15 protein-coding genes are annotated in these 21,582 nt (G+C 73.1%); 4 read left to right on the plus strand and 11 right to left on the minus strand.

Annotation, left to right across the window (positions count from 1 at the left end):
- Positions 1-122: 122 nt before the first annotated feature.
- Positions 123-1,757 carry an OmpA family protein gene (locus tag PWG71_RS16790; protein WP_274810683.1) on the plus strand — a complete coding sequence of 545 codons (1,635 nt, stop codon included), beginning with the start codon at positions 123-125 and terminating at the stop codon, positions 1,755-1,757.
- Between the two features lie 57 nt (positions 1,758-1,814).
- Here the strand turns inward: PWG71_RS16790 and PWG71_RS16795 are convergent, their stop codons facing one another.
- Positions 1,815-2,744 (minus strand): AEC family transporter, encoded by a 930-nt coding sequence (locus PWG71_RS16795; RefSeq protein WP_274810684.1) that lies wholly within the window; start codon positions 2,742-2,744, stop codon positions 1,815-1,817.
- A gap of 123 nt (positions 2,745-2,867) precedes the next feature.
- Here PWG71_RS16795 and PWG71_RS16800 point away from each other — a divergent pair, with 123 nt between their 5' ends.
- Complete coding sequence (locus PWG71_RS16800) at positions 2,868-4,184, plus strand: outer membrane protein assembly factor BamB family protein (RefSeq protein WP_274810685.1); 1,317 nt, start codon at positions 2,868-2,870, stop codon at positions 4,182-4,184.
- A 2-nt stretch (positions 4,185-4,186) separates the two neighbouring features.
- Here the strand turns inward: PWG71_RS16800 and PWG71_RS16805 are convergent, their stop codons facing one another.
- The 6 genes from PWG71_RS16805 to eccCa all read right to left on the minus strand — a co-directional run bounded on the left by PWG71_RS16805 (position 4,187) and on the right by eccCa (position 13,142).
- Positions 4,187-6,496 carry a protein kinase domain-containing protein gene (locus tag PWG71_RS16805; protein ID WP_274810686.1) on the minus strand — a complete coding sequence of 770 codons (2,310 nt, stop codon included), beginning with the start codon at positions 6,494-6,496 and terminating at the stop codon, positions 4,187-4,189.
- 40 nt (positions 6,497-6,536) lie between these two features.
- Positions 6,537-6,857, minus strand: coding sequence for a hypothetical protein (locus tag PWG71_RS16810; RefSeq protein ID WP_274810687.1), 321 nt, complete (start codon positions 6,855-6,857; stop codon positions 6,537-6,539).
- Positions 6,858-6,871: 14 nt separating this feature from the next.
- Positions 6,872-7,168 (minus strand): WXG100 family type VII secretion target, encoded by a 297-nt coding sequence (locus PWG71_RS16815; RefSeq protein WP_274810688.1) that lies wholly within the window; start codon positions 7,166-7,168, stop codon positions 6,872-6,874.
- A gap of 35 nt (positions 7,169-7,203) precedes the next feature.
- On the minus strand, positions 7,204-7,539 hold the full coding sequence (locus PWG71_RS16820; protein ID WP_274810689.1) for a hypothetical protein: 336 nt from the start codon (positions 7,537-7,539) through the stop codon (positions 7,204-7,206).
- A 134-nt stretch (positions 7,540-7,673) separates the two neighbouring features.
- Positions 7,674-8,807, minus strand: a complete 1,134-nt coding sequence (locus PWG71_RS16825; RefSeq protein ID WP_274810690.1) for a hypothetical protein — start codon at positions 8,805-8,807, stop codon at positions 7,674-7,676.
- A gap of 432 nt (positions 8,808-9,239) precedes the next feature.
- Complete coding sequence (eccCa, locus tag PWG71_RS16830) at positions 9,240-13,142, minus strand: type VII secretion protein EccCa (protein WP_274810691.1); 3,903 nt, start codon at positions 13,140-13,142, stop codon at positions 9,240-9,242.
- On the opposite strand from eccCa, the gene PWG71_RS16835 reads away from it, so the two are divergent.
- Positions 13,123-13,311, plus strand: coding sequence for a hypothetical protein (locus tag PWG71_RS16835; protein WP_274810692.1), 189 nt, complete (start codon positions 13,123-13,125; stop codon positions 13,309-13,311). The two genes, eccCa and PWG71_RS16835, sit on opposite strands and share 20 nt — an antisense overlap.
- Positions 13,312-13,444: 133 nt before the next feature.
- Positions 13,445-14,779, plus strand: a complete 1,335-nt coding sequence (gene eccD, locus PWG71_RS16840; RefSeq protein WP_274810693.1) for a type VII secretion integral membrane protein EccD — start codon at positions 13,445-13,447, stop codon at positions 14,777-14,779.
- Positions 14,780-14,794: 15 nt separating this feature from the next.
- On the opposite strand, the gene PWG71_RS16845 is transcribed toward eccD, so the two are convergent.
- The 4 genes from PWG71_RS16845 to PWG71_RS16860 all read right to left on the minus strand — a co-directional run bounded on the left by PWG71_RS16845 (position 14,795) and on the right by PWG71_RS16860 (position 21,506).
- Positions 14,795-16,615, minus strand: a complete 1,821-nt coding sequence (locus PWG71_RS16845; protein ID WP_274810694.1) for a protein kinase family protein — start codon at positions 16,613-16,615, stop codon at positions 14,795-14,797.
- 17 nt (positions 16,616-16,632) lie between these two features.
- Positions 16,633-18,780, minus strand: coding sequence for a serine/threonine-protein kinase (locus PWG71_RS16850; protein ID WP_274810695.1), 2,148 nt, complete (start codon positions 18,778-18,780; stop codon positions 16,633-16,635).
- Between the two features lie 17 nt (positions 18,781-18,797).
- Complete coding sequence (locus PWG71_RS16855; protein WP_274810696.1) at positions 18,798-20,849, minus strand: WD40 repeat domain-containing serine/threonine protein kinase; 2,052 nt, start codon at positions 20,847-20,849, stop codon at positions 18,798-18,800.
- Between the two features lie 156 nt (positions 20,850-21,005).
- Positions 21,006-21,506 carry a GerW family sporulation protein gene (locus tag PWG71_RS16860; protein WP_274810697.1) on the minus strand — a complete coding sequence of 167 codons (501 nt, stop codon included), beginning with the start codon at positions 21,504-21,506 and terminating at the stop codon, positions 21,006-21,008.
- Positions 21,507-21,582 lie beyond the last annotated feature (76 nt).

Raw genomic sequence — 21,582 nt, forward strand, 5'->3', positions numbered from 1 at the left:
CCGCTCCGTCCGGGCGATCCGCCCGGCGACCGTCCGAAGCGACCTCCCCTTCACGGAACCGACACCGTGCCGCCGGTGTCTCACGAGGTATCGGGAACGATCGAGCCGAGGAGTCATCCCCCATGACCTCACCACCCGCCATCGCTCCGGCGCGGGCCGTGGCCGTCTGCGCGTCGGTGACCGCGTCGGCACTCCTGCTGACCGGTTGCGGCATCGTCCTCGACCTCACGGGCGGACGCGAGACACCCGTCGTCGAGGAACCCACCGAAGAGGAGGTGGACCCCCGCCCCGAACCGACCGACCTGGCCTTCCCCTACACCCGTGAAGGCCAGATCTTCCAGGACAACGGGCAGGACTCCACTTTGCGCTTCGCCATCACCGGCCTGGAGCGCACCGACGAGTACACCGTCCTCTACTACGAGAACACCTACGTCGACCACTTCCAGGGCATCGTCACCAACCTGTCCATGCCCAACACGCTCATCGACCCGGTCAGCGGTCGGGCGTTCTGGGAGATCACCGACGAGGAGGGCTACTACTACGGTTCGGTCGCCCCGACCCCCGACGGCTATCCCGTCGAGGTGGGCGCCACCAACCGGTACCGCCGCTACTTCCCGCGCCTGCCCGACCAGATCAGGCAGATCACGTTCGTGGGCAGCGGGCTGGGCGCGATGACCGGCATCCCCGTGGTGGACGTCGAGGAGGAGCAGCCCGACCCCGAGAACCCCAACGGCCCCGACCTGGTCGTCACGGGACCCGCGTACGGCGACATCGTCGAGTTCGAGAACCGGCGCCCCGACCCCGGGGCCGAGGAGTGGATCGGCGAACAGGAGAGCTTCGTCGACTCCGACGTCGCCTCCACCACCCGGGAGGGCGACACCGAGACCGTGGCGCTGAAGGCCGACGTCATGTTCGACTTCGACTCGGTGGAACTCACCGACGAGGCGGAGGAGGTCGTGCGCAGCGCCGCCCGCTCGGTGGAGCGCAACATCGACCCCGCCGACTCCGAGATCACCGTCATCGGACACACCGACGGGCGCGGCTCCGACTCCTACAACGAGGAGCTCTCGGAGGAGCGGGCCGAGACCGTCCGCGACGTCCTGGAGGAGGAGCTGGGCTCCGGCTATGACTTCGTGGTGGAGGGCCGCGGCTCCGAGGAACTCATCGCCGAGGAGGGCGGCTCCGACGACGAGGAGGCGCGCGCCCGCAACCGTCGCGTCGAGTTCTCCTACGTCGTCGACCGCTCCGACGAGGGCGCCACCTCCGGGCGGGACGAGGGCCTGCTGGGTTCCAGCGAACGGCACGTCTTCCCGCCGGCCGGGTTCGTGGAGGACGACACCGCCGAGGTGGTCGCCTCCGCCACCGACGGCGACGTGCGCCTGGACGTGCACCCGCTGCGCCGCGACGGCGCCTACGTGATCAGCACGGTGTCGCTCACCAACACGGGGGACGAGCCGGTCCTGCCCGACATGGGCGGCGGTGACGCCGTCATCCCGGGCGCGCCCACCGAGTTCAGCCAGGGCGCGCTGGGCGGGTTCCAGCTCCTGGAGCCCGACACCGACCTGGTCAGGTACGTGACGGTGCTCAACTTCGGCGGTCAGAGCTACACGGGCTTCGCCGACGAGGTCCACGAGATGCAGCCCGACAACACCTACCAGCTGGTCGCGGTGTTCCCCGCGCCGCCCCGCGACGTGGAGACGCTGACCCTGCGCGCCGGTCCCTTCGGCGAGATCGAGGACGTGCCCTTCACCGAGTGACCTCCCGGGAACGGCCCGGACCGGCCCCGTCTCCGCCGCGCGGAGGCGGGGCCTTCGTCAACCGAGCAGGAAGGTGGCGGCGAACAGCACCGGCACCGTGGCGAACGTCGAGATCAACACCGCGTCGCGCACCGTGTCCACCTCCACCCGGAAGCGCAGCGCGTAGGTGAACACGTTCTGCGCCGTCGGCAGGGCCGCCAGCACCACCACCGCGAACAGGTCCGGGCCGGCCAGGTCGAACAACAGCGCGCCCAGCGCCCAGGCCACCAGCGGTTGCGCCACCGACTTCAACCCCACCGCCAGCAGCACCGACCCCCGGTGCGGCCCCCGACCCGGCATTCCGGAGCCGTGCAGGGAGATCCCGAACGCCAACAGCATCGCCGGGACCGCCATCCCGCCGATCAGCCCGAACGGTTCGAGGAAGGGCGTCGGCGGATCCCATCCCACCGCCGACACCGTCACCCCCGCCAGGGACGCCAGCAGCAACGGGTTGCGGATCGGGGTGCTCAGGGCGCGGCGCAGCACCGGGCCCGCGCCCCGCACCTCGCCACCGGCCAGGTCCAGCACCGTCACGGCGATCGGGGCCATCACCAGCATCTGCGTCAACAGGATCGGCGCGACCAGGGAGGCGTCCCCGAGGACGTAGGAGGCGATCGGCAGGCCCAGGTTGCCGGCGTTCACGTACGAGGAGGTCAGCGCCGACATCGTGGTGCGCGAGACGCCCCACCGGCGCACCAGGCCGATGATCACCACGACGGCGACGACCACGGCCACGCTCAGGACGCTCACCACGACCTTGCCCGACCACAGCACCGACAGGTCGGTGTCGAGGAGGATCGTGAACATCAGGGCCGGGCCCGCCACGTAGAAGGCCAGGGCGCTGAGCACGTCCCGCGCGCCGGGGCCCAGGAGGGAGAGCCGACCGAGCATGTAGCCGATGACGACGACGCTGGTGATGACGCCGAAACCGGTGACCACGCCCGACACGGCGCCTCCAAGGGTAGGGAAACCGTTCGCAACCTACTCCCGGCGATGGTGGCCCGCCAGGACCGGGATCACACGGGCTACGCTCGTGCCCACCCCTCCCCTACACCCCGAAGGGCGGACCCCGTGGCCGTTCGGACCCCATGGATCATCGCCGTGTCCGCCGCCGTCGTCGCCCTGGGGGTCATCGCCGCGCTGGTCTGGGCGGACGCCCGGGTGGACCATGCCGTGGTCGAAGGACACGCGCCCCGGCCCGAGACGATCGGCACCGTGTCGGAGGTCGCCTGGGAATGGGAGACCCCCGAGGGGCATCGCCTCCACCACGTTCTGGCCGGGGTCTCCGGTGCCCTGATGGTGGTGGACGACGGGGTGATCGCGCTCGACGGGGAGACCGGCGACGAACTCTGGCGGTACCGGGCGCGGGACCGGCGGGTCGCCGACGCGGCCGTCACCCCGGACCGGGAGACCCTGCTGCTCTCGTACGCCGTCGGAGACGGGGGCGAGGGCGGTGGTGAGGACGTGCTGGTGTTCGCCACCGGTACCGGGGAGATCGTCGGTGAGCACCGGGTGCCCGGCGGGGACGCCCGGCGGGGGTACCTCGGTGACGGTCTGCGCATCTCGGTGAGCGACGGGGACCCGGTCACGGTGACCGCGGAATCGGTGTACGACGGCGCGCCGGTCTGGTCACGGGCACTGGAGGCGCCGATCCCCGACCCGACGAGGTTCCACCTCGCCGACGGGCTGATCACGCCCGAGGCGGTGATCGTCGCCGGGTCCTACGAGGGAGCACACGAGGAGTACACCGTGCTCGCGGTCGCGCTCGAACCGGACACCGGGCGGGTCCTGTGGGAGCGGGAGTACGCGTACACCGACGCCACGGCGGCCGATGCCGCACTCACCGTCTCACCCGACGACTCGGTACTGCTGCTGGAGATGCCCTACACCGACACGGACGGGCGGTTGATCCACCAACTGCTGGAACCGGCCTCGGGGGCGGAACGGGCGGGGACCTTCCTCCACGACCGGGAACGGCGACGGGTCTGGTTCGGGGAGGACGGGTACGTGGACCACGGGCTCGACGGCGAAGTGGTCGAATACCGGTACGTGGGCTTCGACGGCACCGTCCGCGAGGAGGTGACCGCCCCGGCCCGCCCGGGGGAACGGGAGACCCACCGGGGGTGGGCGCTGTCCGACGGGGTGCTGCGCGTCCACTTCCTTGAAGGGGCCGAACACGCGCGCGGGCCGGTGACCGTGGAGGTCCTCGCCTGGGACGGAGGGGTACGGCGCATCCCGGTGGACCTGTCCGCGGGGGAGCCGTGGCCGGGGGACGAATCCCATGCCTACCGGGACGGTCCGGTGATCGTCCGGGTGCCGGGAGCGATCCTGGTCACGGAGGACACCGGGCGGCACAAGGGGACCTGGCGGGTCGTCGCGCTGCGCTGAACTCAGTCGCCGGGGGAGGGCGCGGGAGAGGGTTCGGCTTCCTCCTCCTCGGCTTCCTCCTCCTCGCGTTCGCGCTCCGCCTCCTCCTCGGCCTCTCGCTCGGCCTCGGCCCGCGCCTGCCCCCGGGTGGTGCACACCTCGGCGGCGGGGGCGGAGGAGCCCTCGACGGCGATGACGGTGAAGCAGTACTCCAGCACCGTGTCCTCGGTGATGACCTGGGCGGACACCACGCCGGGGCCGGTGCGGGCGACCGTCACGGGGTCGTGGCCGCTGAGGCCGCCCAGTACGAAGAACGAGGCGGTGCCGCCGCTGTTGTCGGTCCAGGTCAACAGCACGTTGCCGAGGTTGTCCTGGAGCGCGACACCGGAGGGGGCGGCCACCTCGGGCGGGGCGCTGGGGGAGACGATCTCGTCGGCGGCGGGCTCGGGGGCCTGCGGCTCGGGGGAGGGCTCCGCGGCGGCCGCCTCCACCGGTGCCTGCGGTGAGGCGGCGGCGAACACCCCGGAGACGGTGGTGAGCAGGAGGATGCCGCAGACGGAGACGACGATGTGCAGGTGCCGTCGCCACCGGGCGGGGGGCGCGGGGACGTGGGTGAAGTCCCGGTCGGCGGCCTCCTCCTGCTTGACCTCGTCGATGGGGAGGAAGGCGGATTCGGTGTCGCCGGTCCACCCTTCCAGCCGTGACCAGGCGCGCAGCGGGGAGATCTCCTCGCCGCGCAACTTGGCCATCATGATCTCGGCGGTGCCGCCCGCGTCGAGGGCGGGCGACCGACTGCCCTCCAGGCCGGTTCCCCGTGCGCGGAGCGGCACCGGGTACGCCCCGGGCGGGGCGGTCGACCCGGGCCGAGGCGTGCCGGTGTCGCCGGACTTCCGGACGTCCTGCGGCGGCCGGGGTCCGGCCGGGGCGCCGCCGGGCCCCCGGGCGGTGGCCGGGGGCTGTGCTCCGGAGGGCGTGTGGGCCGGGTGTGGACCGGAGGGCGCGGCTGCGGGGTGCGCGGGCGTACCCGGGCCTGTCGGTGTGTGCGGGGCGGGGTGGCCTTCGGGGACCCACGCGGACGCGGACGGTCGCGCTCCCGAGGGGACCGGTGCGATTCCGGGCGTTCCCGTGGCCGGCGGTGTGCGCGGACCGGTGGCCGCCCGATGGTCGGCCGCTTCCCCGGAGCCCGCCGAGGGCCGGGCGTCGGAAGGACCGTACACCGGGTACGGGCCGGAGGGGGTCGTGCCGAGGGGCTGAGCCGGCGTGTTCCCCGGTGCGTGCGTGGTCTGTGGTGCGTGGGCTCCGGACGGGGAGGGCGTGCCCGGATCCTTCGGCGTGGGCGCGCCGGGTCCCCATGTGGTGGCCGGGGGCTGTCCCCCGGAGGGGGCGTACGCCGGGTACGGGCCGGAGGACGCGGTCCCCGGCTGTGCGGAGGCGCCTTCCGGCCCGGTGGGGCCGTGGCGGCCTTCGGGGGCCCTCGCGGCCGAGGGCCGCCCCCCGGAGGGGGTCGGCGCGTGTGCTCCCGAGGCGCCCGCGCCCGTGGAGGTGCTCTGCGCGGTGCGGGCCTGCTCGAAGGCGTTGGCGAAGGCCGCCGCGCTCGGGTAGCGCTCCTGCGGGTCCTTGGCCAGCGCCCGGGTGAGCACGCCCCGGAGCTTGCGCGACACGTCCTGACGCGGGACCGGGCCGACCTCCTGGGTGAGTACGCGTTCGGTGTGGGCGCGGGGGTCGAACGGGCCGTCGGCGAACGGGGGCCGTCCCACCAAGAGCGTCCACACCGTGGACGCCAGCCGGTACACGTCCGACGCCGGGGTGGGGGGTTCGCCGCGCAGCGACTCCGGGGGCGCGTGCAGGAACGACTCCGAGGTCGGATCGGGCGGCGGCGGGGCCTCGCCCGTACGGTGGACCGCGCCGAACCCCGTCAACACCGGTGTCCGGCCCGCTCGCAGCACGTTCCCCGGGCACACGTCACCGTGCACCCATCCGCGCTGGTGCATCGCCTCCAGCGCGCTCGCGACGCTGCGCGCCACCGCCGCCGCCTCGTGGATCGGCGCCGGTCCCTTGCCCGCCAACAGCTCCGCGAACGAACCGTCCGAGTAGAACGGCAGGGCCACGAACATGTTCCCGTCGGAGGTGCTCCCCGCGTCCAGCAGCGGCACCACCCCCGGCACCCCGCTCAGGTCCCGCAGCCGTTCGAGCTCGGCACGTCCCCACCGCGGGGACAACACCTTCAGCACGACGTCGGCCCCACTGGTGGACCGGGTCGCGCGCACGATGCGGGCCCGTCGCCCCTGCGTCAACAGGACCGGCGTTTCGTACCCGGGCGCCCATGCGGACATGAGGGACCCCCTGAAGGTGTTTCGTGGTGGTGGCGGCGGGTCAGGGCCGCGCGGACGTCTCCTGGCCGTTCATGCCCCATCCGCGTTCGGAGTTGACCTCCTGCTGTTTGCCGAAGGCCCCGACGAGGGCGATGACGCCGCAGATCAACGCGACGAGGATCAGTCCGCCGATCACCGCGGGCCACACCTGCTGGCGTCGCCGCCAGTAGCGGCTGGATCCGTACAGCAGGGCCGACCGCAGCTGGCGGTGCCGCAGCGCGTCCGCCTGGAGGACGTACTTCTCCTCGTTGGGCGTGTAATGGAACGCCTCGGGCAGCTGCGGTTCCGGGTCGGCCGGGGGAGCCGGGGATGGGGTGGACATCGTCGCAGAGCCTACTAGAACAGACCGTCCAGGTAACGGGTGAGCTTGCCGTAGTTGTCCGCGGTGTCGCTGGTCGCGGCGATCAGCGTCGCGAACGCCGAGTTCACCTCGGAGAAGTGGGTGTCGAACTCCTGCGCCTTGCTCTGGAACTGCGGGCTACCGGACCCCTCCCACTTGCTGACGGTGGACTCCGACTGCTCGTTGATCTGGCTCATGATCGCGGTGAACCGACCGAGGTGCGCCTGCTGGTCCTCGGCGAGACCCTGAATACCGGCGACGTCACCGTAGACGTCGTAGTTGGAAGCTCCCATGGGGGCCGCCCTTTCTGGAAAAGGAGAAGTGGGGGTCAGGCGTTGATCGGTCGGGAGATGCCGCCGAGGTCGCTGGCGGACTGACCGAGGACGTCACTCGATTCCTGGTCGGTGAGGTTGAACTGGGTCTGGCCCTCGTTCAACTTGATGCCGTTCTGGCCGCACCAGGTCATGAGCTCCTCGAAGCGGTCGGACAGCGACTGCTTCGCGGTGTTGAAGTCGGCGAGCGCCTGGCCTTGCAGGACGTTGGCGTCCTGGCTCATGTCGTCGATGAGCTGCGACATCTGGGTGCGGAGGTTGTCCGATTCCTGTCCGAGCCGTTCTCCACCGGTGGAGAGGGCATCGTGGTTCTCAATACCGACGTGCGACATCAGGGCCTTTCCAGGGGTTCTCGGGGGTTCCTCTCGGGTGGATTTCGCGCCACCGTGAGAAAGGAGGGGATATTACGGACGATAGTAACGATGGTGCCTCAGGGTCAACGTGGGATCGCTCGCTGGAATCTCCTTTACTCGGTGGGACTCGGGGATTCGATGGCGACCGGTGTGCGCACCCAGCGCACGGCCAGCGGCCACCCGTCCATGGAGGAGTCGTGGAAGCGGGGGAAGAGCTCCTCGGTGCCGGTCACCGTGCCGTTCTCGTCGAGGTCGACCCGGAACCAGGCGGTGGGGGTCTGCGCCAGGACGGCGTCGCGTTCGGCGGGCAGCGCGTACTGCGCCACCGGTCCGTCGGCGTTCTCCAGGATCCTGGTGGCGGTGTGCCCCTGGGCGTCGACGGTCACCAGGTAGGCGCCCTTCGGGGGCTCACCGCCCGAGCCGTCCGACCGCAGCAGGGCGGTCCCCGCGCCCCACACGGGCGCGTCGTCGAAGCTCTGCCACTGGCCCCCGTCGATGCTCAGCGTGGCGTTGACGACACTGTCCCCCGTCTGCCGTACCACCAGGTTCCCGCCACCGCCGACCTGGCGGGTCTGCACGCTGTCGCGGATGTGCAGGGCGCCCTCCGGGGTGAGCGACCAGTCGCTGGGGCGCCGGTTCTCGCCGAGCGGCAGGGACCCCTCCTGGTTGGGGGTGCCGGAGGGGGCCGACAGGGGTACCGACAGCACCCGGGGCGGGTTGGCGTCCTGTGGGTCGTCGGAGACGAACCACAGCCGGTCGCCGTGCACGACCGGGTCGGACAGCACCTCGCCGGCGGGCGGGGCGATGCTCTCCACCGGTAGGTAGAAGAACGCGGACGGCTTCTCTCCCTCGGCGGGTTCGGCGGTCGGCGGCGTCTCCTCGGAGTCGGTGAGGACGGCGATGTGGACGGCGTTGGGCTCGCGGGTGGCGTACACGAAGAACGCCCAGTCCTCGGAGAAGCGGGCGTGCACCGGCGGCTCGGTGGCCATGGGGTCGACGGACCCGTCGGGGAGGTCGAAGCGGTGCAGGGGCTGTCCGGTGACGGCGTCGTGGAACACCAGGACCTGGTCGGTCTCGGGGTCGCCGCCCTCGTAGCCGCGGTGGACCAGGGCCAGCCCGGTGGGCCCCTCCTCGGCGAGGTCCTCGACGGTGTCGGGCACGCTCTCGACGGTGTCGTCCGCGGTGCCGGTGCACGCGGTGAGCGCGAGCAGGCACACGGTCGAGGCCAGTGCGAGTGTGCGCCGCATGGAGGACTGCCTTTCGGGGGAGCGGTGCCGGGGTCGGGGCGTGCGGGAGGTGGGATGCCCAAGGGAAGATTACGGTTCGAAAGGTCACAGAACGTCGTCGGGGGCGGCGTGGTGGAACCGGGTTCCCGAGCGTACGAGGTGACGTACCGGCTCCGGTGAGACGAAGTGGCCGGAATCGGCCACCCGTCCCCACGGGTGACCGCCCCGCCGTAGGGGCCGTGGCGGCGGTCGGTCCGCCACGTCGGATCGGTGCATCCGAGAAGACGGTGCCGAGAGGATCGCCACGTCCGTCGAGGACACGTTCGATTCCCGGGGGGTTCCGGGGAGGGCATCGCCGACCGTGTCGACCGCGAGAGCGGACGCCTCGTCGGTTCCTGAGCGGCGCGGAGACCGCGGCTCGTGCGCGGAGGGCCGCGGCCCTCCGCGCACCCGTCAGGCGGGGGGTTCGCTCCAGCCGACCTGGAGGAGGTCGGGGCGCTGGCCTCGGCGGGCGAGGAGGGCGCGGCCCTGGGGCAGCTGGCGGGAGGCCGTGCCGTTGGACAGACGGCCCTCCATGCGGTCGCCGGAGAAGAGCACGCCCGGCGAGGCCATGTCGTTGAGCGCCTGGAGCACCGGTTCGAACATGGCGCGGGCCGCGCCGCCCGTGCGGCGGGCCGCGATCACGTGCAGCCCCAGGTCGGCGCCCTGCGGGATGAACGGCGCCAGCGGCCCCAGCGGGTTGGCGCGGGACCCCGTCATGTCCATGTCGTCCACGACGACGTACAGGTCCAGGCCCTTCCACCAGCTGCGTTCGCGCAGCTGCTTGGGCGTGACGTCCGGTCCCGGCAGGCGCTCCTTGAGCGACCCGGCGAGGTTCTTGGCGACCGCGTTGGTCTGCTCCGCGCTGGTGCAGTACGCCAGCAGGTACTCCTCCGGCACCAGCTCCAGGTGGCTGCGCCGGAAGTCCACCATGACGATGCCGATCTCCTTCGCCGGCCGTCGCATGATCTGCTTGACCAGCCCGCGCAGCAGGGTGCTCTTGCCGCTCTGCGGGTCGCCGAACACCACCAGGTGCGGGTCGCGGGTGAGGTCGGTGGTGGCCGGTGCCAGGGTGCTCTCGGCCATGCCCAGCACCAGTTCGAGCCGTCGGCCCCGGGGCGCCCGGCGTCCTTGGAGCAGCTCGTCCAGTTCGACCCGGGCGGGCAGGGTCTTGACGCCCTGCACCGCCTTCTGGGGCCAGCGCTCGGCGACACGGGCGATGAGGTCGGCCAGCCCGTCGGACAGGTCGGCGTCGGTGGCGGAGCCGTCCACCCGGGGCAGCGCCACGTGGGTGTGGTTCTCGTCGGAGTTCAGACCGCGCCCCGGGGTGTCCTTGGGCACCTCGTCGGCGATCTTGCGGCCGATCCCCGAGTCCATCGGGTCGCTCAGCCGCAGCTCGAACCGGCCGCCGAACAGGGCCTGGAGCCGGGAGCGCACCTGGGAGGAGGCGGCTCCGGTGAGGATCGTGTGCACGCCCAGGGACGGCCCCCGGGTGGCGATGTCCATGAGGAACTCGTCGGCCTCGTCGAAGGTGTCCCGCACCGACGACCACCCGTCGATGAGCAGGAACAGGTCGCCCGCGACGCTCTCCGGGACCCGCCCGTCGGCGCGGGCCTGGCGGAGGGCGGCGGGGGAGTCCAGCTTGTACGTGCGGAACGCCCGCTGGCGCCGGTCCAGCTGGGCGCGCATGTCCACCAGGACCCGCTGCACCTTCTCCGGGTCGGACCGGCCCGCCACGCCGGCCACGTGCGGCAGCCCGTCCAGGGCCTGGAGCCCGCCGCCGCCGAAGTCGATGGCGTACACGCCGACCCGGCCCGGCGGGTAGCGCCAGGCCAGGGACGCCACCAGGGTCCGCAGCATCGTCGACTTGCCGGACTGGGGTCCGCCCAGGATCACGACGTTGCCCTCGCCGCCGGTGAAGTCCAGGGTGGCGGGCACGGTCCGCTGCTCGCGGGGGATGTCGGTGAACCCGAACACGGCGCGCATCTCCGCCGCCGGCGGCTCCACGCCCGGCCCCTCCAGGTCGTCCTCGCCGAGTTCGGTGAGGACGGCGTCGAGGGTGAGGCACTCGGGCAGCGGCGGCAGCCACACCGGCCGCACCGACGCGGCGCCGGAGGCGACCAGCCGGTCCACGATGATCTGGAGGATGGTGCGCTTCTCCTCCCTGGGTCCCTCCCGGCGGCCCTTGAGCGAACCGATGAGGGAGTCCACCAGCGACCCGGCCCCGGTGACCTTGTCCAGGCCGTTGTAGGACAGCAGCGGCAGGACGGGTTCGTGCTCGTCCTTCTCCTCCCGCGCGGGCGGCTCGTAGGGGCCCGACACCATCGCGGCCTTGAACCGCTCGAACACGGAGGTGTCCACCTTCAGGTACCCGGATCCGGGCTCGGGCGGCAGGTGGTAGGCGTCGCCCACGCCGATCGCCTCGCGGCTCTCCGCCTCGGAGAAGGTCCGCAGGCCCACGCGGTAGGACAGGTGCGACTCCAGGCCCTTGATCTTGCCGGACTCCAGGCGCTGGGTGGCCAGCAGCAGGTGCACGCCGATGGAGCGGCCGATGCGGCCGATCGCCACGAACAGCTCCGCGAAGTCGGGGTGCGCGGTCAGCAGCTCGGAGAACTCGTCGATGATGATGAGCAGGTGCGGTAGCGGTTCCAGCGTCGGGTCGTTCTCCCGCGCCGCCTCGTAGGCGTGCAGGTTGGGCAGGTTCCCGGCGTCCTTGAGGATCTGCTGGCGCCGCACCAGCTCGCCGAAGGTGGCCTCGCGGAACCGGGCCACCAGGGAGTCGTCGTCGGCGAGGTTGGTGATGAGCCCGGCGCTGTGCGGCAACCGGTCGGTGTCGGCGAAGGTCGCGCCGCCCTTGAAGTCGACCAGCAGCAGCGCCAGGTGCTCCGGCGAGTGGTTGATGACCAGGGACGCCACCATGGTGCGCAGCATCTCGGACTTGCCCGAACCGGTCGCGCCGACCACCAGGCCGTGCGGGCCCATGCCGCCGAACGCCGATTCCTTCAGGTCCAGCAGCACGGTGTTGCCGCTGGGGCCGATGCCGATGGGGACCCGCAGGTAGTCGCCGGTGCTGCGCTTGCCCCAGGTGCGCCGGGTGTCCAGGTGGGCGACGTCGGGCACGCCCAGGATCTCGGGCAGGCCGACGGTGGAGTGCATGGCGTCGTCGCCGTCGGCGGCCGTGATGCCGTAGGGGGCCATGACCCGGGCCAGGGTGGTGAGGTGGGCGACGTCGGCTCGGTCCGCCTTCCCCTCGATGGGAGGGTGGGCGGGCACCTCGTCGTCGGCGCGGGCGGAGGTGTCCTGGGTGAGGGTGCCGTCGGCCTCCACGCGCAGGCGCAGGTCGACCGACTCGGGCTCCTCGCGCTTGTCGGAGACCAGGGCGATGATGTGGATGCCCAGGTCGGACAGGGACGGCACGGGGGGTTCGGCGGCCAGGCCGGACAGCGTGGACTGGTGCTCCCCGTCCAGGACGATCACGAGCCGCTGCGTGCCCGGGCCCGGCGGTCGGCCGCGTCGGCGCTGGAGGTCCACGGTGCGGCGCTCGATCTCCTCGGAGAGGAGCTGGGCGGCCTGCACGGTGTTCCCGGCGACGAACCGGGCGGGCATGGGTCCGTCCACGGCGTCGTCGAAGGTGTTGTGCGGCAGCCACTTGAGCCACTCCCATCGGTCGCGCAGCCGGCCGTCGCGGATCACGCCCACGCGCAGGTCGTGCGGGGAGTGGAACACCGTCAGCTGGGCCAGCAGCGAGCGGGCCAGGGACCGTCCGGCGGTGCGGTCGCCGACCACGGAGATCACCCCGTACTCGCTCAGCGGCAGCACCAGGGGCATCTCCGGTACGTCCGCGTACAGCTCGATGAGCTGGTCGGCGGCGCCCTGGCAGACGGGGTCGTAGACGATCAGCGGCGAGGAGGTGTCGACCTTGAGCTTGAGCCGTCGGGCCAGGGGCCGGGTGCCGGAGCCGACGCGCACGTCCAGGAAGTCGGGGTCGGTCGCGCGCCGCTCCCACCGGCGGGCGCGCGACCTGGCCGGTTCGGTGAGCAGGTCGGGGGAGGGGTGCCGGAAGGCGTTGTCGGCCCGCTGGGTCGAGGCGACGTCCCGGACGATCTCGCGCAACTGGTCGAGGTAGTCGAGGTAGCGTTCGCGCTGCTCCCGGATGCGCTTGCGGGGACCGTTGTGCTGCGCGACGAACATGATGATGCCCACGACCACGCTGGCGAGCATGATCATCACACCGGCGACCGCCATGAGCGGCCGGTGCCCCATCGTGATGGACATCAGCAGCGAACCCGATCCGGTGATGATCGGCATGATGATCATCGCGCCGGAACTCGACGCCGGAGCGTTCTCCGGCATCTGCGGCGGAGCCGCGATGACCAGCGGAGACGTCCCGGGAGCGGGGGGAGTGCTGCGCGCCGGCCGGGGGACGGTCCTCGTCGCCACGGGCACCTCTCTTCCGTCCACCTACAGGGGGCTGGTGTCTGGGTGACTACGCTAGGGCGTGCCTTGGGCATGATCTCGCGAACGCGGCGAATCGCCTAATTTCACGTCAGTCCCACCCCCGAACGGTCATGACGTCGCAGAAGCGGCGTCAGGGCCGCGACGACGAAGGAACGATAGGTGTGAGTGGATACTGCCGGGTCACCGTGACCGGTCCCGAGCGCTGGGCCGATCTGGCGCTGCCGGGAACGGTGCCCGTGGCCGCGCTGATGCCCCGCATCGTCGAGGTGTGCGCCCCCGATACCGAGGCGTTGGAGCCGGCGGCCTGGACGCTCACGACGGTCGACGGCGCCCCCGTCCACCCGGACGAGCCCCTGGAGGGCGCCGGGATCCACGACGGCGACGTGCTGTTGCTGGAACGGCGCACCGCCCCGGGCCGGCCGGCGCACGTGGACGACGTGCGCGGCGCGGTGGAGGACCGCGTCGACGGGACGGCGCTGATCTGGAACCCCACCACCACGTTCGCCTTCGGGCTGCTGGTCGCCGCGATCGGGCCGTTGGCCGTGCTCGGGGCGGCGATGCGCCTGTACCCGTCGTCGTGGCACCTGGCGGTGGCGGTGCTGGGCACCCTGTTCTCCATCGGGGCGATGGTGGCGGCCGCCCGCCGGCCGCTGCCCGCCGTCGCGCACGTCCTGTTCGCCGCCTCCTGTGTGTGGGGCGGGGTGACGGCGGCGACCGCCGCCGGGCTGGTCACCCGTTCCGAACCCCTGGTGACGTTGGCGTTCGCCCTGGTGGGCGCGCTGCTCGTGGCGGCGGTCGGCTGGGCGCTGCACGAGACCGGCCTGCCCTACATCGCCGGCGCGGGCGTGGTCGCGCTGGTCGCCGCCGTGCTGGTCGTGGTGGGCATCTTCGTGTCCCCCGTGTACGGGGCGCGGTCGATGGCCATCGCCCTGGCCCTGTGCGTGGGCGCGCTCCCCCGGGTGGCGATGGTGATGGGCGGGCTGTCGGGGCTCGACTACGAGGTGGGGCGTTCGGGGCAGGTCGCCACGGAGCGGTTCGAGGACACCTTCACCAACAGCGACCGGCTGCTCCTGGGCCTCGTGACGGGCGCGTCCGTCGCCGGGGGAGGCACCGTGGTCCTGTTGGCGATGACGGCCGGAGGGCTGCCCGACCTGCTGCTGTGCGGGCTGCTGTCGACGCTGCTGGTGCTGCGCTCGCGTCTGTTCGACCGGATCCGGCACGTGCTGCCGCTGCGCCTGGCGGGGGTGCTGGGGTTCGGGGCGACCGGGTTCGCGGCGGTGTCCGAGTACGGGTTCCTCGCACCGTGGCTGCCGGTGGTGGCCCTGTCGGCCGGTGTCGTCCTGGCGTCGCTGAGCTGGGTGCGCCTCACCGACGTGCCGCGCGCGTCGCTGCGCCGCCTCCTCAACTGGACGGAGATCCTGGTCGTCATCGCCATGTCCGGTGTCTTCGCCTGGGGTATGGGCCTGTTCGACCTCGTCGCCCGCATGACGGGCTGACCCGTATCCCGCGGCTCAGGGGATGAGGACGTCCACCTCCTCGAAGGTGTCGGGGTCGAGCAGGACCACGCTGTACTCGACGACGGCGGCGATCGGACCGCCGTCGGGGTGGAAGGCCACCCGGTAGGGCGAGGGGGCGTCCTCCGGGAGGACGTCCTCGCCCGTGGCCATGTCCCAGACGTCGCTCTGGAGCCGGCTTTCACCGTCGACGCTCCCGCCCCAGGCGATGAACACGCGTTCGCTCACGGGGTCCAGGGAGAGCGCGATGACGATCAGGTCCTCGTACTCCCGTTCCGCGTGCTCGGACAGGTCGAACGACGCGACCTCGGTCCGCTCGACCACGTTCCACCTGACCACCCTGTCGCCGTTCACGTGGACGATGTCGTCGGTCCCCGGCACGTACGCGAACTCCGTGGCCGTGGACGGGCGGACGGTGTGCAGCCTCTCGCCGCCCTCCAGGTCCCACACGGTGACGGAGTCCCCGTGCCCGACCGCCAGCCGGTCCCCGTCCATGAACTCCGTCCGCGAACTCCCGCCGCTGTCGAGGACGAGCGCGGGTTCGGTGGCTCCCGGATCGAAGAGCCGCACATCGTTCTCCGGTCCGTCCCACGACGGTGTTCCCACGGCGACGCGCCCGTCGGGGGAGAACGTGACGAACGAGGTGTCGGGCTCCGCGCGGTCGAAGGGCTCCTCGCCCCGCCGCCCGGAGAGGTCGGTGACCGTGCCCGTGACGAGGTCGTAGACGACCGCCTTCTTTCGGGGCTCCCCCTCACCCACGTACTCCAGAACCCCCACCGCGCACCCCCGGGGAGCGAAGACGGGGACCTGCGGGTAGTGGTTCGGCTCGCTCACGTAGGCGATCGGGGTCTTCTCCCGCCAGTCCCACAGGGTGATCCCGTGCTGGTAGGCGCTCACGGCCAGGACGTCCCCGTCGGGAGAGAAGGCCGCCCCGTGGGCGGAGAACCCGTCCGGCATGTCCTCGGGCGGCGGGAACGCGGTGGTGCCCGGGCAGCCCGGAGGAGGCGCGCCGGCCGCATCGGCGCCTCCGCCCTCGGGTTCCGCGCGGTCGCGTGATGACACCGCCGTGGCGGCGACCACGGCGAGGACCAGCCCGCCGGCGAGGAGCGCGGGCCATCGCCGCCGGGGCCGCCTCCCCTCCCGGGCGGGGGGCGCATCGGTGTCCGAGGCCGGCTCGCCGAGCATCCGCACCAGGTCGGCTGCGCTCGGGCGCAGGGCCGGGTCCGGGTGCAGGCACAGGTCCACGAGGCGGCGCAGCCACAGCGGCACCCCCTTCTCCCCGGCCGCGGAGACGAGCAGCTCGGCCCACGCGCGCACGTCCTCGGCGGCCCCGTCGGCCTCGGCTCCGGGGACCGGGCCGGCGAGCACCGCTCCGTCCTCGCCGATCAGCACGTCCCGCGCCGTGAACGGCCCGTACGCCGCCCCCGCCGCGTGCAGCTCCGCCAGTCCTCGGGCCAGCGCCACGGCGATCGGGGCCGGACGGTCCCGGACCGTACCGTCGTCCCGCTCCAGCAGGTCGGCGAGGGTGTCCCCGGCCGGGCGCGCGGCGGCCGCCCACGGCACGGCCCCGTGCGGTTCGGCGGCCACGATGGGGCACAGGTGCGGGCCGGCGGCCCCCCGCACCGCCGCGATCCGGCGGGCGAAGGAGGCCCGGAACGCCGGGTCGGTGGCCCGCCCCGGGCGCGCCACCGCCAGGGTCGCCCCGGTGCCGTCCTCGCCTTCGGCCAGGTAGCGACGGACGTCGGCGTCCTCGCTCAGCCGCCCGAGCAGCCGGAAGGGGCCGATGGCGGGCGGGTCGTGCGGGTGCAGGGGGTCCATGTCGGTTCCTCGGGGGATCAGCCGAACTCGGCGACGATGTCCAGGGTCTCGGAGTCGAACAGCGACACCGAGGTGCCGTCCACGGACAGTCCGGCGATGACCGTCCCGTCCGGGTGTACCGCGATGTCGCGGACGTACCGCCGCTCCCCGCCGGAGGAGACCCGCTCTCCGGTGGACAGCTCCCACACCGTCAGCTCGGGTGCGTACTCGCCCGTCTCCTCGTCGTAGTCCTCAAGGAGGGCGTGGATCCGGTCCGTGCCCGCGTGCGCGGTGATCTCCGCGAAGCCGGCGACGGTGTCGTCCGGCGGGGCGAGGATCGAGGGCTCCTCCCCGGAGGCGAGGTCCACCCGGGCGATCCCCTCCGCGTGGATGTAGAGGAACAGATCATCGCCGGGGAGGGCCAGTGAGTCCGTCGTCGAGGCCGTCGCGGCCTCCGGACCCCGGAACGTCTCGGCCCCGGTCCGGGTGTCCACGACCACGGAGCCCTCCCCTCCGGTCACGGCCAGGAGCCCGCCGTCGGGGGAGTGGGCGATCCCCTGGGCGGCGCCCTCGAAGACGGTCGTCGCCTCACCGGTCGCCAGGTCGATCACGTGCGCCCCGTCGCCTACGGAGCCTTCGGCGAACGCGAGGGACCGGCCGTCCGGGGAGAACGTCACTACGCCCACCGGCAGGGGCAGCGTCTCCGCGTGCGCGGTGTGCTCCCCGGTCCGCAGGTCGAACACGTGCACCCCGCCGGAGCCCGAGGTGTAGCCGAACCGGCAGCCGTCCGGGGCCATCACCGGCGTCTGCGCGAAATCGGGCAGGTCCGCGCCGATGTAGGCGACCTCGTCCCCGGTCTCCGTGTCCCACAGGGCGATGCCCTCCGGATGGGCCAGGGCCAGCAGATCGCCGCCCTGGAGGAAGACGGGGGTGGGGTGGGAGTGAACGTCCAGGTGGTGGGTGTCCGCGCCGGGCACCGCCGGGTCGGTCCGGGCCGCCTCGGTGTACTCCGGCGCCAGGTCCCCGGGCAGGTCGCAGCCGCCCGGCGCCGTCGCACCCCCCGAAGCGCCGGTCGAGGCGGGGCCGGGGGCCTCCTCGGCCTCGGGGGTGTCGCGCCCCGCCATCGCCCAGGCGCCCAGACCGGCGATGAGGACCAGGGCCGCGGCCCCGGCCCCGAGCATCGGGATCGGCCTCCGGTTCGGGGGTGTCCCGATCACCGCCGTCGTGTCGTCGGGGCCGGTGCCGTTCCGCCACGCGGTGTCCTCGGAGGCCGTGTTCTGTCGCGCCGTGTCGCCCGGAAGGGCGTCGCCCCGGGTCCGCGCAGCGATCCCGTCCACCCGGGCGGCCGCGGCCGGCGGCAGCCACGCCCCGGCCTCCGTCGCCGGTTCGACCGGGCCGCCCAGTTCCGCCAGTACCCGCTCCGCCGACGGGCGGGCGTCAGGGTCCCGGGACAGGCAGGCCGCGACCAGGTCCCGGAGGTCCCCGGGCACCCCGTCCAGCACCGGCTCCTGATGGGCGATCCGGAACAGCACCGCCGCCGGGTGCCCGTCTCCGAACGGCCCGGTGCCGGTGAGCGCGTAGACCAGCACCCCGCCCAGCGCGAACACGTCGGTCACCGTGGTCGCATCGACCCCGTCGACCTGCTCGGGTGCCATGTACCCGGGGGTGCCCGCCACCGCCGTCTCCTCGTCTTCGCCCTCCTCCAGGGCGCGGGCCACCCCGAAGTCGATCACCTGCGGGCCGGAGGCGGACACCATCACGTTGCCGGGCTTGAGGTCGCGGTGCACCGTGCCCAGGGCGTGCACCCGGGCCAGGGCGGCGGCGACGCCCCGGGCGAGGAACCGCCCCGATTCCGGGGGGAGCGGTCCGGTCTCCCGGACCAGGTCGTGCAGGGTGGGACCGGCCACGTACTCGGTGGCCATCCACGGAGGGGTGCCGGCCGGGTCGGCCTCCAGCACCCGGGGCGTGAAGTCGCCGCGCACCCGACCGGCCAGGTCGAGTTCGCGGGCGAACCGCCCTCGGAATCCGGGATCGTAGGCGTATTCGGCGCGCACCACCTTGACCGCCACGGGGGTGCCGTCCGGTCCCGTGCCGAGGTACACGCGGCCCATGCCGCCCACGCCGAGCAGGGCCGACAGCCGGTAGGGACCGATCTCGCGGGGGTCACCCGCGGTGAGGGATCGCATCGTCGGGGCCCTTCGCCTCAGGACAGTTCGTCGATGACGGTGAGGTCGTCACCGTCCAGGATCAGGATGTGCCGCTCCTCGGTGTCGACGGCGGCCACCGTCTCCCAGTCGGGGTGGACGCCCAGCGGCGCGGGCAGGAGGACATCGCCGTCACGGATCTTCGCGCCGCTGGCGACGTCCCATACGGTGCCCATCGGTTCGTCGTGCTCGATCGGTTCGTCGACCCCGGCGTAGAGCCGTTCCCCGTCCGGGGAGAAGACCAGCGCCGCGACCTCGTCGTGGTCCTCGCCGACCGGGTCCATGGAGCGGATCGTCCCGCCGCTCCGCAGGTCGATCAGGCGCACCGATCCGTCGTCCCGCAGCGCCATGAGCGAAGGGTCGGTCGGGTGCAGGCCGAACACCATGTCCCCGAGGCCCTCGAAGTAGTGGGCCCACTCCCCGGTGCCGACGTCCCACACCGCGATGCCCAGGAGCGTTTCACCGTCGTGCGAGGTCAACCGGGCGACCAGGTGCCCTCCGTCGGCGGTGTACTCCAGGCGCGAGAACGGCCCTTCGAGGGAGACGTCGCGGACGACCTCTCCCGTCTCCACGTCCCAGACCACGAGGACGTTCCCGTTCTCGAAGTCCTCGTTCCGGACGCCGAGCGCGGCCGCTCGGGCGCCATCGGGGGACACGGCGGGCGCGCGGAGGTGGGAGACGTCCGGGTCGTTCGAGGTCAGCGTGGTGACGAGGACGGCGCCGTCGTCGTCGAGGATCTCGACCCGGTCGCCGTGTGCGGCGGCGATCGACCCCTCGGGGTTGACGTCGGTGCCCCCCGGGGTGGGGTTCAGGTGGCCGACCATCTCCCCGGCCCGCCAGTCCCACACGGAGAAGGACGTCACGCCGGTGACGTACATCCGCTCCCCGTCGGGGGAGAAGGTGACCTCGTCGGCCAGCCACAGGTCCGGGTCGACCTCGGTCGACGCGAAGGCGTCGTTGGGCACCCCGCCCTCGGTCTCCTCGCGGCCCGCGCCGCCCGACCCCCCGTCCCCGGTCCCGCTCCCGGCGTCGGTGTTCGAGGCCTCTCCGCCGGGCAGGGCGGTGAGCGCGTACCCGCCCCCGCCCACCAGGAGCAGGGCGGCCGCGGCGGCTCCGGCGGTCAGCGCGGGCCGCCGCCACCGGTCCTCACCGGCGGGGGAGCCCCGGGCGTCGGCCTCGTGCTCCCGCAGGCGCCGCACCTTCTCGGTGACGGGCGCGGGCAGCCACTCGTGCTCGGTCGACGGCACGGGCACGTCGGTCAGGGCGGCGAGGATCCCGACGGTGTCCGGCCGGCCGGCCGGGTCCTTGGCCAGGCAGCGGGTCAGGAGATCGCGCAGGGGGCCTTCGGGCACGGCGCCGAGGTCCGGTTCGCCCGACGTGATCCGGCGCAGGACCTCTCCGGGGCGGCCGGTCCCGAAGGGGGGAGCGCCGCCGGCCGCGAACACCGCCGTTCCGGCCAGGGAGAACACGTCGCTCCCGGACGAGACGTCCCGGCCGGTGATCTGCTCGGGGGAGGCGTAGGCGGGAGTGCCGAAGTTCTGTCCGGTGCGGGTCAGTACCGTGCCCTCCACCGCACGGGCGATGCCGAAGTCGATCACCTGAGGGCCGCGCGGCGAGAGCAGCACGTTGCCCGGTTTGAGGTCGCGGTGCGTCAGCCCGGCGTCGTGGACCGCCGCCAACGCCCGTGCCAGGCCCGAGACCAGCACCGGCAGGGACGCCGCGGGCAGGGGGCCGTGCTCGCGCACGGCCTCCTTCAAGGTGGGGCCGGGGACGTACTCGGTCGCCATCCACGGCACGTCCGCCTCGGTGTCCGCGTCCACCACCGCCGGGGTGAACGGGCCGCGCACCCGGCCGGCCGCCCGGACCTCGCGGGAGAACCGCGCCCGGAACTCGGGGTCGTGCGCGAGTTCGTCCTTGACGAGTTTCAGCGCGGCCAGGTCACCGCCGGGTGTGCGGGCCAGGTACACCTTGCCCATACCGCCCGCCCCGAGGCGGGCCAACAGGCGGTGGGGTCCGACGGACCGGGGGTCGTCGGGGGTGAGGGGGTGCACGGGGGGTTCCTCACTGCGTCGGGACGGATGGTGCCGTGCCCGGGGACAAGGGGAGGAGCGGGGACCAAACTACCGGTCGGTTCGATCGGCGCGGACGACGGTGTCCGCTCATCGACTCCGGGGTGCGATCCCGCGCACCCCGGGCCGCCGTCCGGGTCACTCCCGCGCGCCGGTCTCCTGCTCCGACGTCTCCTCGGCCGTGGCGACGGTGCCCGCGGCGATGGCGGCCTTGGCCGCGATCCCGCGCCGGCGTCGCACCTCGCGCAGGGACACCCCGACGATGCGGGTCGCCACCACCGCGCCGATCACCGCCAACGGCAGGACGAGCGCCGTCACCGGCTGCCGGATCGGCTGGAAGCGCGCTCCGGACCCGTCCAGCACCACGAACCCGGCGGGGCGGGCCCGTAGCAGGCCGAAGCCGCCGGCCCCGTCACCATCGGAGATCAGGAGCCGTCCGGAACCGCCCCCCATCAGCGTCAGCCACGCCACCCGGGCCACCGGGACGACCGTCGTCGCCCCCTCGGTGACCGGCGCGCCGAACACCGTCTCGGCCCGCGCCCCCGCGCCGGTGCGCTCGATGAGTCCGGACAGCGCGGCCACGGCCGGATGGCGTGCGGCACGGCGCGCGGCACGGCGTGCCGCGGCGGATTCCGACATGTTGATCTCCCTGAATGCGAAAGCGGACTTTCACGCTATAGCGCCCTCCCTCGGCGGGGAACGGAATCCGTTCCCG

The organism is Nocardiopsis sp. N85, from assembly GCF_028882275.1.
GTDB classification, from domain to species: domain Bacteria; phylum Actinomycetota; class Actinomycetes; order Streptosporangiales; family Streptosporangiaceae; genus Nocardiopsis; species Nocardiopsis lambiniae.